Source organism: Acidovorax sp. GW101-11A03 (genome assembly GCF_059424825.1).
In genome coordinates this window covers 1-15,043 of record NZ_JBWKZU010000088.1, presented here as the reverse complement: position 1 = coordinate 15,043, position 15,043 = coordinate 1, and the positions used below count along the sequence as shown (strand labels likewise).

Here is a 15,043-nt window from a genome sequence, read left to right as displayed (position 1 = left end):
GCTCAAGCCCTATGAAGGCCAGCCCACCGTGCCCGCTGCCGAGCGGGGGCCGCTGCAGCAGGCATTGGAGGTGGCGCAGGCCCAGGCGCCGGGCACCAAGCTGTAGTTCATTGCGTTCCCGGGTACGGCGTTCTCCAGCCCGCACCACAACACGTTTTTTATGCGCGGCAACGAGCCGCTCACCTCCAAGCTGCTCAAGCCCGTGCTGGTGGATGCGCGCACGGCGCAGGTCACGGCGTCGCCTGCGCTGCCTTGGTACCTGACGGTGCTGCTGGTGTCGCAGCCGCTGCACTTTGGCGACTACGGCGGCATGCCGATGAAGATCCTCTGGGCGCTGCTCGACATCGCCACCATCGTGGTGCTGGGCAGCGGGCTGTATCTGTGGCTGCGCAAGGGCGTGCAGGCGGCAGGCCCCGCAACACAAACTGCAGGCGGCACCACCGGCGGCTTTGCGGGCGGCGCATTGCCCGCATCGGGCGCAGCGCGCACCACCGAGGGGGCTGCATGAAAAAGCACAGCCCTTTCTGGACCCTGTGGGGCGGGCCCATTGTGATGGGCGTGCTCACCACCACGGGGCTGCTCACGGCCCTGGTGTCTGACACCTGGGGCGACTGGTGGTCATGGGTGGCGCTGGGTGTGCCGGTGGCAGTGATGGGCTGGTACAGCTGGCCCCGCACATCCGCTGCAGCAGCCGCAGCCCATGCATCCTGCACGTCTTCCTCCGCTCCGCGCTGAGTTCCTTGTTTCTTTGATCCCCTCCCCCATGCGTTCCGCACCATCCCCATACACCGCCCCGCTGATACGCCCTTCGTTTTCTGCCACCCCTGTCGCACTGGCTGCGGCCGTGGTGGTGCTGGCCCTGGCCGCACCTGCACTGCATGCGCAGCAAGCACCGGCCCCCGCCGTTGCGGGCGAAGCCAAGACCCTGTCCACCGTGACCGTGAACGCCAGCGCCGATGCATCGGCCCAGGGTTTGTCGCCCGCCTACCCCGGCGGCCAGGTGGCGCGCGGCGGCCGCGCGGGCGTGCTGGGCACGCGGGATGCGATGGAGACACCGTTTTCCATCACCAGCTACACCAACGAGCTGATCCAGGACCGCCACGCGCGCAGCGTGGGCGACGTGCTGCAGAACGACCCCACGGTGCGTGTGGCACGCGGCTTTGGCAATTTTCAGGAGTCGTATTTCATTCGCGGCTTCCTGCTCGGGTCGGACGACACGGCATACAACGGCCTGTACAGCCTGCTGCCGCGCCAGTACATCGCCACCGAGCTGTTCGAGCGCGTGGAAGTGCTGCGCGGCGCCTCGGCCTTTTTGAACGGTGCCAGCCCCAACGGCGGCGGCATTGGCGGCAGCATCAACCTGCTGCCCAAGCGCGCGCCCAACGAGCCTTTGAACCGCGTGACCTTTGGCGTGGCCAGCGGCGGCCAGACGCAGCTGGCGGCCGATGTGGCCCGCCGCTTCGGGCCCGACGGCAACACCGGCATCCGCTTGAATGCCGCCACCCACAGCGGCGGCACCGGCGTGGACGATGAAGACGTGAAACTGGGCCTGGTGGCCGTGGGCCTGGACTGGCGCAGCCGCGACGTGCGCCTGTCGGGCGACATCGGCTGGCAAGACCACAAGCTGCGCAACACCCGCACCAACGTGACGCTGGACGCCACCGCGACGCAGGTGCCCACCGCACCCGACAACGCCACCAACTTTGCGCAGCCCTGGACCTATTCCAACGAACGCGACACCTTTGGCACGCTGCGCGGCGAGTGGGACATCTCGCCCCACGTGACCGGCTGGGCTGCGGCAGGTGCGCGCCGGGGCACCGAGGCGAATTCGCTGGCCAACCTCACGGTGGCCAACAGCAGCACCGGCACGGGCACCACCTACCGCTTTGACAACACCCGCAAGGACAGCGTGAACACCGGCGAGCTGGGCCTGCGCGGCAGGCTGCAGACCGGCAGCGTGGGGCATGAATGGGTGGCAGTGGCGTCGCACTTCAGCGCCGACAAGAAGAACGCGTATGCCATGGACTTTGGCAACACGCAGGCCACCAACCTCTACCGCCCTGTGTATTCGGCCCTGCCCGCGCTGAGCGCCAACACCATCCGGGGCGGCGACCTGGCCGACCCGCGCATCACCGGCAGCACGCGCCTGACCAGCCTGGCGATGGGCGACACAATGTCGCTGCTCGATAACCGCCTGCTGCTCACCGTGGGCCTGCGCCACCAGTCGCTGGAGATCGCCAACTACGCCTACGGCACCGCCGTGCAGACCGACCGCTACGACCAAAGCCGCACCAGCCCGCTGCTGGCGGCGGTGTACAAGTGGGGCAAAAGCCTGTCGGTATACGCCAACTATGTGGAAGGCCTGAGCCAGGGCCAGACCGCGCCCAGCACCGCCGCCAACCGGGGCGAGATGCTGGCGCCCTATGTCTCCAAACAAAAGGAAGTGGGCGTGAAGTGGGACGGCGGGCGCTTTGGCGGCAGCGTGGCGCTGTTCTCCACCATCAAGCCGCGTGCCTACGTGGGCAGCGACAACCTTTTTGGCAGCAGCGGCAAGGACCGCCACCAGGGTATCGAGCTGGCCGTGCAGGGCGAGGCGACCAAGGGTCTGCGCCTGCTGGGCGGCCTGACCTGGCTCAACGCCAAGCAGATCGCCACCGGCGCCGCCAGCACCGACGGCCGCCGCGTGATTGGCGTGCCCAGGCTGCAGGCCAATGTAGGCGTCGAATGGGATGTGCCCGGCGTGAGCGGCTTGGCCGTGGATGGCCGCCTGGTGCACACCGGCGCGGTCTATGCCAACGCCACCAACACGCTGCGCGTGCCCGGCTGGAACCGCCTGGACCTGGGCGTGCGCTACCTCACCGAGGTGCAGGGCCGCCTGGTCACGCTGCGCGCCCGCGTGGACAACGCGACCAACCGCAACTACTGGGCCTCATCGGGCGGCTACCCCGGCGCGGGCTACCTGGTGGTGGGCGCGCCACGCACCTTCTCTTTGAGCGCCAGCGTCGATTTCTGACGCACCCCGGTCGGCGCCGTTCAGCCAGCCGCCCGGCCCCAGCCACCCAGCGCCAGACCACCGGGCGCAGGCAGCCAACTTCTTTCGCACAGGGATTGCCCCTGGCCCCGCCGGGGCCGGGCACGCCCTGCGCACGCACATTTTTTGTTGAAACCACCGAAAGGAAACTGCCATGTCCTCGTCCCTGCGCCTCCAGGCCCCGCTGCTCGCCACCCTGATTGCCTGCGCGTCCCTCACCGCCGTCACCAGCGCCCACGCCCACCAGGTGTGGCTGGAAAACGCAGGTGGCCAGGCCCGCCTGCACTTTGGCGAATTCAATGAGAACCTGCGCGAGTCTTCGCCCGGTGCGCTCGACAAGTTCCTGGGTGCGCCCGCGCTCGACCAGCGCAGCGCTGCAGGCACACAGCGCCTGGAAGGCAAGCTGGGCAAGGACGCCTTCAGCTACACCACCCAGGCCGATGCACAGACGCTGTTTGCCACGGCCAGCTACCCGCTGATCGACCGCAGCAAGCGCAACCAGCCCGCCATGCTGTGGGTGCCCGCCGCGCGCTGGGTGGCCAACGCGGGCCAGGCGGCCGAGGCCAACACCAAGGCTCTGGACCTGGTGCCCACCGGCAAGCCCGGCGAGTTCAAGGTGGTGTTCAACGGCGCGCCCCTGCCCAAGGTGCAGGTGGAGATGGTGGCGCCCTCGGGCTGGTCGCGCGGCGAACAAAGCGGCGACGACGGCACGGTGACTTTTGCCCTGCCCTGGAAGGGCCAGTACGTGGCCGAGGTCAAGCACAGCGACAAGACCGCCGGTGAGGCGCAGGGCAAGCCGTATGGCGAAACCAGCTACGTGACCACGCTGAGCTTTGTGCAGAAGGACGGCATGGCATCGCCCGCGCTGCCCGAGCCGCCCGCCAAGGGCCACTGATCTGCGGGGCCCAGCGGGGCCCTTGCAACACCCGGAACCTGCACCCCACCTGCGGGGTTGCCGGGTCAAGGCTTTTCGCGGCTGCGCTGCGCCTGTTTTTTGAATGAAAACAGGCCCTTCCGCCCTCTGCATATCGGCTTTAAGCTACCAAATCAATAGCAAATGATCCACTATCATCTTCTGCGCACCGCCGTCGCCCAGGCCGTGCTGCTGGCTCTGTATGGCATGGCCCAGGCACAGACGGGCACGGCCGACAACACCGCCCCTGCCCCCGCTGCCAATGCGCCCTCGTTGCGCCAGGTGGATGTGGTGGACTCCACCGCTGGCGCCGCCGCCACACCCGCACGCCGTGCGCAGGCCAGCTCGCGCCTGGGCCTGTCGGTGCTGGAGACACCGCGCGCCGTGAGCGTGATCGACGGCGCGCTGCTGGAGCAGCAGATGGCCACCACCGAACGCGACGTGCTGCGCAACGCCTCGGGCGTGTCGTCGCGCAGCGAGTACTACGGCTCGTACTCGCAGTTCGCCATCCGGGGGCTGTGGGCCAACAACACCTACAACTACCTGCGCGACGGCGCCAAGTTTGCCCACCTGCTGGACCCACCGCTGTTCAACATCGACCGTGTGGAAGTCATCAAGGGCCCGGCCGCGCTGGAGTTTGGCCAGGTCGCGCCCGGCGGGCTCATCAACTATGTGAGCAAGCGGCCCCTTGCCGAGCCGCTGCGCACCGTGAAGATCGGCGCAGGCAGCCATGGCTGGCGCAGCGCCGATTTTGATCTGACGGGCCCGCTCAACACCGACGGCACGCTGCGCTACCGCCTGGACGGCGGCGCCAGCCGGGGCGGCAGTTTTGTGGACGGCAACACCCCGCGCAAACAGGGCGTGGCGGGCAGCCTGGAGTGGCAGATCACGCCCGACACCGTCTGGCGCGCGCAGGCCGAGACCCAGAGCAGCGAGGGCGTATCGACCGTGGGCCTGGCCGTGCCCGACCCCAAGAACCCGCGCAGCGCCGACGTGCTGCCCGTGGGCGCGTTCTATGGCGAGCGCTGGCTCAACACCAAGGGGAGCCTGCGCTTTTACTCCACCGAACTGCAGCACCGCTTCGCCAACGGCATCGAAGGCCGCGTGCACCTCTCGCGCAACGAAACCCACCGCAACGTGAACCTGCCCTCGCCCATGGGCCCCGTCACCAATGGCAAGGTGGCGCGCGGCTACTGGCTGGCGCCGGGGCAGGAATACACCGCCGACACCGCGCTGGCCGAGCTGCGTGCCAAGCTGCAGACCGGAGCCGTGCAGCACCAGTTGCTGGCGGGCCTGGACTGGCGCGCCAATGCAGGCGTCTACGGCGCAGTCACCCGGGGCAACCTGGGCACCATCGACCTCTACAACCCCATCGCGGGCCTGGTGCCGCCCGTGGCTTCCACGGGCGTGACCCGCCTGTCCACCGACGCACGCAACACCGGCCTGTTTGTGCAAGACCGCCTGGCGCTGGGCGACTTCGGCCTGCTGCTGGGCCTGCGCCATGACCGCTTCAAGGACGCCTACACCACGCCCGTCACCGACCTGAGCAAGACCCAGCCCAGCGCCGCACTGACCTGGCAGCCGCGCCCGGGCAGCATGGTCTACGCCAGCCACGCGCGCTCGTTCCAGGCCAACTCGGGCACGCTGGTGTGGGGCTCTCAGTCGGCCCCGCCTTCGGAGGGCAAGCAGCTGGAAGTGGGCTGGAAGCAGGAATGGCTGGGCCAGCGCCTGATGACCACCGTGGCCGCCTTTGACCTGGAGTTCACCAACGCCCCCGCCAACGACCCCGCACACCCGGGCTACTCGGTGCTCACGGCTCGCCAGCGCATCCAGGGCATCGAGCTGGAGCTGCAAGGCCGCATCACGCCCGGCTGGACGGTGACGGCCAACGCGAGCTTCCACGACCCCAAGGTGCTGGCCGACACCGTAGCCGGTGCCAACGTAGGCCACCGCGTGGGGCTGGCCACGCGCCGCGCCGCATCGCTGTGGACGCAGTACCGCCTGCCGCAGCTGCCCGGTCTGTGGGTAGGCGGCGGCCTGGTGCACCAGGGCGACAAGTTCACCGCCAACGACAACCAATGGCGCCTGCCCGGCTACACCGTGGTGGACCTGGCCGTGGGCTACCAGTTTGCGGGTGGCGTGCGGATACAGGCCAACCTGAAAAACGCGGGCAACCGCCGCTACTACCTGGACGGATCGACCACCGCCGCAGGCTTTGCCGCTGTGGTGCCGGGCACGCCCCGCAGCCTGCAGGTGTCGCTGGACTACACGTTCTGACAACCGGCGCCCAAGGCGCATCGGCGCGCTGCCCCATCGGCCCACCCACAACCCGGCACGCGACACGCCATGCCTGGCCAGCGGGCCTGAACCCTTTTTTCGACCCTCGGAGAAACAGCACCATGCAATCTGGCATCACCGTCTGCCGCACCGCCATCGCACATGCGGCCCTGCTTGCCCTGTGCGGCGCGGCCCATGCGCAGCAGGCCGCACCCACTGCCCCAACCGCCCCCACGGCAGAAAAAGCCCTCGCCCCCGTCACCGTGAGCGCGGGCGCCGAGCAGGAGAACCCCACCGCGCCGGTCACCGGCTTTGTGGCCAAGCGCGCCCTGAGCGCCACCAAGACCGACACCCCGCTCATCGAAACCCCACAGGCCATCAGCGTCATCACCCGCGACCAGATGGAGGCCCAGGGCGTGCAGACACTGCGCCAGGTCACGGCGTACACGGCCGGGGCGGTGTCGAACTACTTTGACAGCCGGGGCGACACCTTCAAGGCGCGCGGCGGCGATGTGACGCAGTACCTGGATGGCATGGTGCGCTTCATAGGCTACTGGAACGACACCCGGCCCGACCCGTACACGCTGGAGCGTGTCGAGTTTCTGCGCGGCCCCTCGTCCGTGTTGTATGGCCAGGGCAGCGTGGGCGGTGTGCTCAACCTCACCAGCAAGCGCCCGCAGACCGAAACGCAGCGCGAAGTGCAGGTGCAACTGGGCAGCAACGCACGCAAGCAGATCGCCGCCGACATGACCGGCAAGCTCACGCAGGATGGCGAATGGCTCTACCGCCTGGTGGCCGTGGGCCGCGACAGCGACACGCAGGTGGACCATGTGCGCGACGACCGCGTGGTGATCGCCCCCACCGTCACCTGGAAGCCCAGTGCCGCCACCTCGCTCACACTGCAGCTCACGCACCAGAAGGACAAGAGCGGCTCGCTCATCGGCTTCTTCCCCTGGCAGGGCACGCAGCTGCCCAACCGCTACGGGCAGATCCCCACCAACACCTTCATCAGCGAACCCGGCTGGGACCGCTACAACTCCGAAAGCACCTCCTGGGGCTACCTGTTCAGCCACCAGATCGACAGCGCCTGGACCGTGCGCCAGAACCTGCGCCGCAGTGTGAGCGACGTGGACTACCGCACGCTGTACACCAGCTTCACCGCCAATGCCGCACTGGGCCGCCCCGCACGCCCCGTGTTCAACGCCGACAACCGCACCGTGCTGCGCGACGCCTCGTGGACGCTGGGCAACGCGCGCATGCTGCTGGTGGATACCCAGGTCGAAGGCAAGCTGCGCTGGGGTGAAACCGAGCACACAGTGCTGGGCGGCCTCGATGTGCAGCGCAACCACTGGGGCCAGCAAAGCTGGCGCGCCGTGGCGCCCGCCATCGACGTCTACAACCCCGTGTACGGCAACTTCACGGCGCCATCGGCATCGGCCCTGGCACGCGTGCCCAGCGTCGAGCAGCGCCAGCTGGGCTTCTACGCCCAGGACCAGATCAAGTGGGGCCGCTGGACCGCCACCCTGGGCCTGCGCCATGACAACGCCAAGAGCGACACCGAAGGCCGCCCCGCCGCTGCCGTCAACGACAAGGCCTGGAGCAAACGCGCTGGCGTCACCTACCAGATGGACGGCGGCTGGGCCCCGTATGCGGGCTATTCCGAATCCTTCCAGCCACTGGGCGGCGCCAACTTCTACGGCGTGCCCTTCAAGCCCCAGCGTGGCGAGCAGTGGGAGGCCGGTGTGAAGTGGCAACCGCCCGGCCAGGGCATCAGCGCCTTCGCCGCCGTCTACCAGCTGCGCGAGAAGAACCGCAAGACCACCGACCCAACCAACCCGCTCAACAGCCTGCAGATCGGTGAAGTCAAGGTCAAGGGCTTCGAAGCCGAGGTGCAGGCCAGCCTGGCACGCCAGTGGGACTTCACCGTGGGCTACGCCTTCACCGACGCAAAGATCAGCCGCAGCAACGCCGGCGACCAAGGCACCCCGGTCGCCAGCGTGCCCAAGCACACAGCATCCGCGTGGCTGAGCCACCGCTTTGCCAGCGAAGGCCGTGGCGGCTGGACCGTGGGCGCGGGCGTGCGCTACACCGGCTCACAATGGAGCGGCACCAGCGCCATCAGCACCCCGGCCGCCACCCTGGCCGATGCGATGGTGGCCTACGACGCAGGCGACTGGCGCGTGGCCTTCAACGTGGTCAACCTGGCCGACAAGGTGCACATCACCCAGTGCCTGGCGCGGGGCGATTGCTTCTATGGGCAGGCGCGGACGTACACGCTGACTTCGACGTACCGGTTCTGAGGCTGCTGGAAAATGCTGGCTTGAAGAGATTCAAGCCAGAATGGGCTTCTCCGCGCTATGGACAAGCCTTAGTAGCTATAAAAATAATAGCAAACAAAAAAAGCCCCGGCTTATCGATGAGCCGGGGCTTTGTTTGCGAGGATTTGCGGCGGCTACCAAGAACGCGGCGAAGTTCAACGCACTGGTCCGGGAGTACTCAATCCGTTCGTGCCCGAACCCGCATGACACGCGCTATGGTACGTAGACCATGTAGACATCAAACTTGAACCCGCTACCGTCCTCAGACACCCTGAGACTGAGCACAAGGTCACTTCTTCCCTCGGAAGACGTCCAGAGATCAATCAGCGCATCCCACCGAACTCCCATCCAGATGCACACGGAGGAATCCCAGGTTTCCTCCGGGAGCTCCACCAATTCCTCTCCGTAATGCTGGATGTATTTCTCGATATGTTCTGCCGTCTCAGACGACACAGGTGAAACGCCGGGAACACCTACGCTCAATGCGTAGTCTCGCCCCACAAACGCACGAACAATCTCACAAATGACCGGTCGCCAAGCCGAAGGAATAGGACGCTCCGAATCCGCATCCCTGAGGGCAGGCACTTGAAGGTCTTGCTTTTTAATGGTCATCTGAATTTTGGTTTTTTGGTAGGCCCTGCCCCGAGCCATCCTTCACCACGCCGCCCCAGCACCACCAACGGCGCCAACATGCCCACAGCGAACACCAGGGCCAGAACGATGTGCACCGGAAGCGGGATAGGTGAACCCACAAGACTGTCCAGAAGTAATGGCACGCGCAGCTCGCCAGCAGAGAGGAAGTAGCGCATCGTCCAGCGCAGGCACTCGACCATCCACACCACGCTGGCCAGACTGAGCCCCCACATCACGCCCCGCCACAGGCCCATAGCGGCAACAGCACAGGCGGCCGCTTTGGCATAGCCGCCCCAGGCGGTCTCGCCAGCAAGGTCGGCGGTGTAGCCATGCCACACGGCATGGGCCGCCAGTCCGCAGATCAGAAAAATTCTGGTGGCACGTACTATCGAAGGCATCGGGTACAGCTGGTGTGTGGACAGGCGGACATGCTACGGCAGCGACGGGGCGTCCGAATGGACATGTGCCGGGCGCATGGGACTTTCACCGATGGGCAGTGTCTGCCACATGGCGGGTGCCGAGCAGACATACAGCGGCATCAATGCCCCCAAACCGCCCCACCTGCCGCAGCCCGCCGGTCAGGCGCCACAGGCTGATGCACCAGCCATCACACCCTTCCTCCACCACCAGCCCGGGCAGGTCGTTGCCATCGATATCGACATGGCTCTCAGGGGTTCCAGGCACCTCCCCCATGTAGGCATAAACACCTTGGCTGCTGCGCACAAACACATGGTGCCTTTGCGCCTGGTAGAACGCGTCCGCGTCGCGCACCACCTTGCCAGGCACCACCACCGTGGTGCGCGCGCCGGGGGCGTCGTGGGGCTGCTGGATCGACCTGGCATCGTCCCACTTCAGTTGGCGCAACAGTGCGCCAAAGCGGCGCGTGTCGGACTGGATGTAGGTCTGCAGTTCGGTGCGGAGGTCAGGGTCGATCTTGCGCACGTCCCACCGGGGCGTGGCGGGTGGCGCCATCGAAAACAGCGCGTACTGCCTGCGCTCACTCTGGCGGGCCGGGCCTTGCACGGTCACCCCTGTCACGTCCCAGTCGTCGGCGCCGGGCTGGGTCTTGAACACCTCGGCCTTGCACTGGTACTTCACGCCGCCTTGCAATGCAAACACCGCCTTGTCCGCATTGCAGTGCTGCACCAGCCGCTGCAGCTGGGCCTTGTCATCAAAACGTGCCATCACCCGCTCGGCATCGGGCGGCAGCAAAGCAAAGAACAATCCGCCACGGGTGCTGTGGCTTTCTCTCTCCATGCCCGCGATAGCGGGCAAGGCGCAAAACAAAGCCAACCATGGAGCAAGCAGTCGCGTCAACAACATGGGCCGATACCTCCGTCAGGAACGGAATAGTAACGATCCTACGCACCGGAACAGAAACTGCAGCACCATGCTGCTTGTCTGAAAATTCTTCACCGCCCCAGCACCACCACATGCACCCCGGTGCGGATGCGAAACCCTAGGCTTTCATACAAGGCAATTGCCGCTGTGTTCGTCGCCCACGCGTGCAAAAACGCCTGGTCGCCCCGCTGCTGGATGGCATGCGCCACCACCGATGACAGCCTGCGTGCAAAGCCGTGACCGCGAAAGTCCGGGTGGGTGCAGACACCGCTCACCTCGGTGCCGCCCGCAAAGCGCATGCGCTCGCCCGCCATGGCCGCCAGGCGGCCGCCCACGCGGATGCCGATGAAGCGGCCCATGGTGTGGGTGCGGGGCAGGAACGGGCCGGGCTCGGTGAGCAGGGCCAGGGCGAGCATCTCGGCGGCATCGGCGTCGCCCAGCTCCACGATGTCTTCCTTGCCGGGCTCGGGCGCAATCGCCTGCATGGTCAGCATCTGCACACCCTCGGCGCGGCGCAGGGCCTGCAGGCCGGGGGGCACGGGGGCGGGCTGGGCTTGCAGCACAAACACGGCCTCGCCCTCGGCCACCAGCGGGGCCAGGGCCGCCAGGCTGGCGCCGTCACCGTCGTCCCGGGCGGATGCAAACAGGTTGACATCGCGCCGGTAGCGCCGGGCCTGGTCACCGCCTTCGGCCAGGAGGGGCGCGTAGGCCAGGGATGCCCAGACGGGCCGGTCGAAGGGATTGTTGGTGGTGCTCATCGTGAGGTTTCCTGGGTCTTTTTTGCGGGTTTTCCGGGGACGGGGGTTTTGCGCTTGCGTAGGGGCGGCTCACTCGCAATCGCGGCTGCCGAGCGCTGCAGCAACGAGGTGCGCTGCAGGCCCACCTCCAGCGCCGCGAGCTGCTGCAGCAAAGGGCCGTCGAGCGGTGCACACACCTGGGCCACCGAGGCTTCGATCACGGGCCAGACCTCGCGCTGGGCGCGCTGGACCAGGGCCTGCCCCTCTGGGCTGAGCGCCACGCGCCGTATGCGCCGGTCGCCCTCCACCGCTTCGGACACCACCAGGCCGCTGTCCTCCAGGCCTTTGAGCGAGCGGGTGACCACGGGCTGGCTCACGCCCACGGCCTGGCTCAGCTCGCCCACCCCCAGTGGGCCGTGCCAGTCCAGCGCGGCCAACAGCGGGAAGTGCGCCGCAGGCATGCCAATGCCGTGCTCGGTCAGCAGCGCCTGGGTTTGTGCCTGCAGCGCCTCGCCAATGCGCTTGAAGCGGGTGCCGAGGGTGAGAAAGCCGAGTTCCTTGACGATGTCTTCGATCATGTTTTTTCACCTAGATATATATCATGATATGTTTTTAATGGGCTGTGTCAAACCCTTCCTCCACACACGTCACCATTGCATCCTGCCGTACTGCAGCAGCCCCGCGCGTACCGCCGCACCACAACAAAGCAAAGGGCCTGCGCGCAGCCTCGCGGAAAACTCCCGGGAGACAGCCCGCAGGCCCTTGTTCACCCCTCGAAGCAGGCGGCATGCACCAAGGCGTGCCGCCCGGCGGGGCATGCTTTACACGTTCATGATCGACACCAGGCGCGTGTTCATGTGCGCCTCGATGGCCTCGGGGCCGCCTTCGGAGCCGTAGCCCGAGTCCTTCAGGCCGCCAAACGGCAGCTCGGCCGCTGGGGCTGCGGCCTGGTTGATCCAGAGCATGCCCACTTCCAGGCGCTGGGCCAGCAGGTGCGCGTTCTTCAGCGACGTGGTGAAGGCATAGCCGGCCAAGCCAAACGGCAGGCGGTTGGCTTCGGCAATGGCGTCCTCGATCTTGGTGAAACCACGCACGGCAGCCACGGGGCCGAAGGGTTCTTCGTTGACGATGCGGGCCGACAAGGGCACGTCGTTCAGCACCGTGGGCGCAAAGAAGTTGCCTTCGCTGCCAATGCGCTCGCCACCGGCCAGCACCTTGGCGCCCTGCTGCACCGCATCGGCCAGCAAGTCGGCCATGGCGGTGATGCGGCGCGGGTTGGCCAGCGGGCCCATCTGCGTGCCCGCCGTCAGGCCGTCACCCACCTTCAGGCCCTGCGCGTACTTGGCAAACGCGGCCACAAAGTCGGCACGGACGCTTTCGTGCACCAGATAGCGCGTGGGCGAAATGCAGACCTGGCCCGCGTTGCGGAACTTGGCGCCGCTGCTGATCTTGATGGCCAGTTCCAGATCGGCGTCTTCGGCCACGATGACCGGTGCGTGGCCGCCCAGCTCCATGGTCACGCGCTTCATGTGCTTGCCGGCCAGCGCGGCCAGCTGCTTGCCCACGGGCGTGGAGCCGGTGAACGTGACCTTGCGGATGATGGGGTGCGGGATGAGGTAGCTGGAGATTTCAGCCGGGTCACCGTACACCAGACCCACGGTGCCCACGGGCACGCCCGCGTCGGCAAATGCGCGGATCAGCTCGGCCGGGCTGGCGGGGGTTTCTTCGGGCGCCTTGACGAGGATGGAGCAGCCCGCAGCCAGCGCGGCGGCCAGCTTGCGCACCACCTGATTGATGGGGAAGTTCCAGGGCGTGAACGCGGCCACGGGGCCCACCGGGTCCTTCAGCACCATCTGCTGCGCCTTGAGGTTGCGCGAGGGCACGATGCGGCCATACACGCGCAGGGATTCGTCGGCAAACCACTCGATGATGTCGGCAGATGCCATGGTCTCGACCTTGGCTTCTGCCAGCGGCTTGCCCTGCTCTTGCACCATGATGGCGGCAATGGCCTCGGCGCGCTCGCGCATCAGGGCCGCTGCGCGGCGCATGGTCTTGGCGCGCTCGGCGGCGGGGATGTCACGCCAGGCTTCAAAGCCTTTTTGCGCTGCATCCAGGGCGCGATCCAGGTCCACCTTGGTGGCATGGGCCACACGGCCGATTTCCTTGCCCGTGGCGGGGTTGAACACGGCAAGGGTCTTGCCTTCAGCGGCGTCTTGCCACTGGCCTGCGATGAAGAGCTGGGTGTTGGGATAGGTCATGAGCGTTGGTTGGTCAGCCAAGGTGGTGAAAAAATCAAAAAAACGACTATACGCCTGCGATGATGGCTGTGTATTTCAAGGAGATTGCATGCGAGAAGTAGTCCAAAGCCTCGAAGAGTCGCGCATCCGCGAAGTGGCCAACGAGGGCCTGGGGCGCAGCGATGTGCTGAAGTTCTGGTTTGGCGAGAGCGACCAGGTGACGCCCGATTTCATCCGTGAGGCAGCGATTGCGTCGCTGCAAAAGGGCGAAACCTTTTACGCCCACAACCTGGGCCTGCCTGAGCTGCGCCACGCGATTGCGGGCTACATGCATGGACTGCACCCGCAGCAACACACCGATGCGTGGTTCGACCGCATCGCCGTCACATCCGGCGGCGTGAATGGCCTGATGGTGGCCGTGCAGGCCCTGGTGGACGCGGGCGACGAGGTGGTGCTGGTGACCCCCGTGTGGCCCAACCTGGTGGCGCAGCCACGCATTCTGGGCGCACAGGTGCGCACCGTGCCGCTGGTGGCCGACGCAGAGGGCGCGTGGCAGCTGGACATGGATGCGCTGCTGGCCGCCATCACGCCCGGCACGCGCCTGCTGGTGGTCAACGCGCCCAACAACCCCACAGGCTGGACGCTGACACGTGAGGAGCAAGCCACCATCCTGGCGCACTGCCGCCGCACGGGTACGTGGATTTTGGCGGACGAGGTGTATGAGCGGCTGTACTACGCAGGCGACACGGCCAACGGCGCCGCACCCAGCTTTCTGGACGTGGCTGAGCCCGAGGACCGGCTGATCGTGACGCACAGTTTTTCCAAGAGTTTTCTGATGACCGGCTGGCGTCTGGGGTGGCTGGTGCTGCCACCGTCGATGACGCATGCCGTCGGCAAGCTGATCGAGTTCAACACCTCGTGCGCGCCGGTGTTTGTGCAGCGCGCAGCCACGGTGGCGCTGCAGCGCACGGAGGAGGTGACGCCTGCGCTGGTGGCGCATCTGAAGACCTGCCGGGACACGCTGGTGCCGTTGCTGGCCGATGTGCCAGGGGTGTCGGTGGCCACGCCGCGTGGGGGCATGTATGCGTTCTTCCACATCGACGGGCATGACGAGTGTTTGCCACTCGCCAAGCGGTTGGTGCGGGAGGCGGGGTTGGGGTTGGCGCCGGGCAGTGCGTTTGGGGGGGAGGCGTCGGGGTGGTTGCGGTGGTGTTTTGCGAGCCGGGATGTGGGGCGGTTGGGGGAAGGGGTGGAGAGGTTGAGGGGGTGGTTGAAAGGGTGATGGAAATGGATTTTTGAACGTTTTTGGCTGCTGGCGCCTGTGGAATATGCGGTAGTAGCTATTGTTTTTATAGTCGTTAGTCTTGCTCCTGCCGCTCGGGCTGAGCTTGTCGAAGCCGGGGGAAGCTCGTTCTCCGGTTTGAGCGGCGTGCTTGGGTTGAGGGCGGAGGCCGGGATGTCGCCCCGGCGGGCGAGTCCCTTTCTTTCGCGTCGCCTGTTCAGACCGGACACATGGGAAACAGGTGTGCGGAGACATAGGAAACACTTCGCCTTGG

The 15,043-nt window shown here is 66.7% G+C and carries 12 protein-coding genes and 1 pseudogene; 7 read left to right on the top strand and 6 right to left on the bottom strand.

The features are described 5' to 3' along the window. The 6 genes and pseudogenes from AC07Z7_RS23065 to AC07Z7_RS23040 all read left to right on the top strand — a co-directional run. Nucleotides 1-508 (top strand): annotated as a pseudogene (locus AC07Z7_RS23065) (PepSY domain-containing protein); the annotation flags it as partial. Beyond that, complete coding sequence (locus tag AC07Z7_RS23060; RefSeq protein ID WP_494767789.1) at nucleotides 505-735, top strand: hypothetical protein; 231 nt, start codon at nucleotides 505-507, stop codon at nucleotides 733-735. The pseudogene AC07Z7_RS23065 and the gene AC07Z7_RS23060, both read left to right, overlap by 4 nt. 28 nt (nucleotides 736-763) lie before the next feature. Next, on the top strand, nucleotides 764-3,013 hold the full coding sequence (locus AC07Z7_RS23055; RefSeq protein WP_494767788.1) for a TonB-dependent receptor: 2,250 nt from the start codon (nucleotides 764-766) through the stop codon (nucleotides 3,011-3,013). A 172-nt stretch (nucleotides 3,014-3,185) separates the two neighbouring features. Then, nucleotides 3,186-3,926 (top strand): DUF4198 domain-containing protein, encoded by a 741-nt coding sequence (locus AC07Z7_RS23050; protein ID WP_094285821.1) that lies wholly within the window; start codon nucleotides 3,186-3,188, stop codon nucleotides 3,924-3,926. Nucleotides 3,927-4,088: 162 nt separating this feature from the next. After that, nucleotides 4,089-6,221, top strand: a complete 2,133-nt coding sequence (locus AC07Z7_RS23045) for a TonB-dependent siderophore receptor (RefSeq protein WP_494767787.1) — start codon at nucleotides 4,089-4,091, stop codon at nucleotides 6,219-6,221. Between the two features lie 122 nt (nucleotides 6,222-6,343). Next, nucleotides 6,344-8,521: a TonB-dependent siderophore receptor gene (locus tag AC07Z7_RS23040; RefSeq protein WP_494767786.1), complete on the top strand. Its 2,178-nt coding sequence runs from the start codon at nucleotides 6,344-6,346 to the stop codon at nucleotides 8,519-8,521. A 231-nt stretch (nucleotides 8,522-8,752) separates the two neighbouring features. Here AC07Z7_RS23040 and AC07Z7_RS23035 read toward each other — a convergent pair whose 3' ends face one another. The 6 genes from AC07Z7_RS23035 to AC07Z7_RS23010 form a co-directional block, all read right to left on the bottom strand. Further along, nucleotides 8,753-9,151, bottom strand: coding sequence for a DUF7668 domain-containing protein (locus AC07Z7_RS23035; protein WP_435366987.1), 399 nt, complete (start codon nucleotides 9,149-9,151; stop codon nucleotides 8,753-8,755). Then, on the bottom strand, nucleotides 9,148-9,570 hold the full coding sequence (locus tag AC07Z7_RS23030; RefSeq protein WP_494767785.1) for a hypothetical protein: 423 nt from the start codon (nucleotides 9,568-9,570) through the stop codon (nucleotides 9,148-9,150). The genes AC07Z7_RS23035 and AC07Z7_RS23030 overlap by 4 nt, the downstream gene beginning before the upstream one ends. An 85-nt stretch (nucleotides 9,571-9,655) precedes the next feature. Beyond that, the gene (locus AC07Z7_RS23025; RefSeq protein ID WP_494767784.1) at nucleotides 9,656-10,396 is read right to left on the bottom strand and encodes a hypothetical protein; all 741 of its coding nucleotides are present in this window, start codon (nucleotides 10,394-10,396) and stop codon (nucleotides 9,656-9,658) included. Nucleotides 10,397-10,584: 188 nt separating this feature from the next. Continuing rightward, nucleotides 10,585-11,271 carry a GNAT family N-acetyltransferase gene (locus AC07Z7_RS23020; protein WP_494767783.1) on the bottom strand — a complete coding sequence of 229 codons (687 nt, stop codon included), beginning with the start codon at nucleotides 11,269-11,271 and terminating at the stop codon, nucleotides 10,585-10,587. Beyond that, the gene (locus tag AC07Z7_RS23015) at nucleotides 11,268-11,828 is read right to left on the bottom strand and encodes a MarR family winged helix-turn-helix transcriptional regulator (protein WP_494767782.1); all 561 of its coding nucleotides are present in this window, start codon (nucleotides 11,826-11,828) and stop codon (nucleotides 11,268-11,270) included. The genes AC07Z7_RS23020 and AC07Z7_RS23015 overlap by 4 nt, the downstream gene beginning before the upstream one ends. 243 nt (nucleotides 11,829-12,071) lie before the next feature. Beyond that, a complete protein-coding gene (locus AC07Z7_RS23010; protein WP_494767790.1) occupies nucleotides 12,072-13,508 on the bottom strand; it encodes an NAD-dependent succinate-semialdehyde dehydrogenase in 1,437 nt (478 codons plus the stop codon). 88 nt (nucleotides 13,509-13,596) lie between these two features. Here AC07Z7_RS23010 and AC07Z7_RS23005 point away from each other — a divergent pair, with 88 nt between their 5' ends. Continuing rightward, nucleotides 13,597-14,769, top strand: a complete 1,173-nt coding sequence (locus AC07Z7_RS23005; RefSeq protein ID WP_494767781.1) for a pyridoxal phosphate-dependent aminotransferase — start codon at nucleotides 13,597-13,599, stop codon at nucleotides 14,767-14,769. Nucleotides 14,770-15,043: the final 274 nt, after the last annotated feature.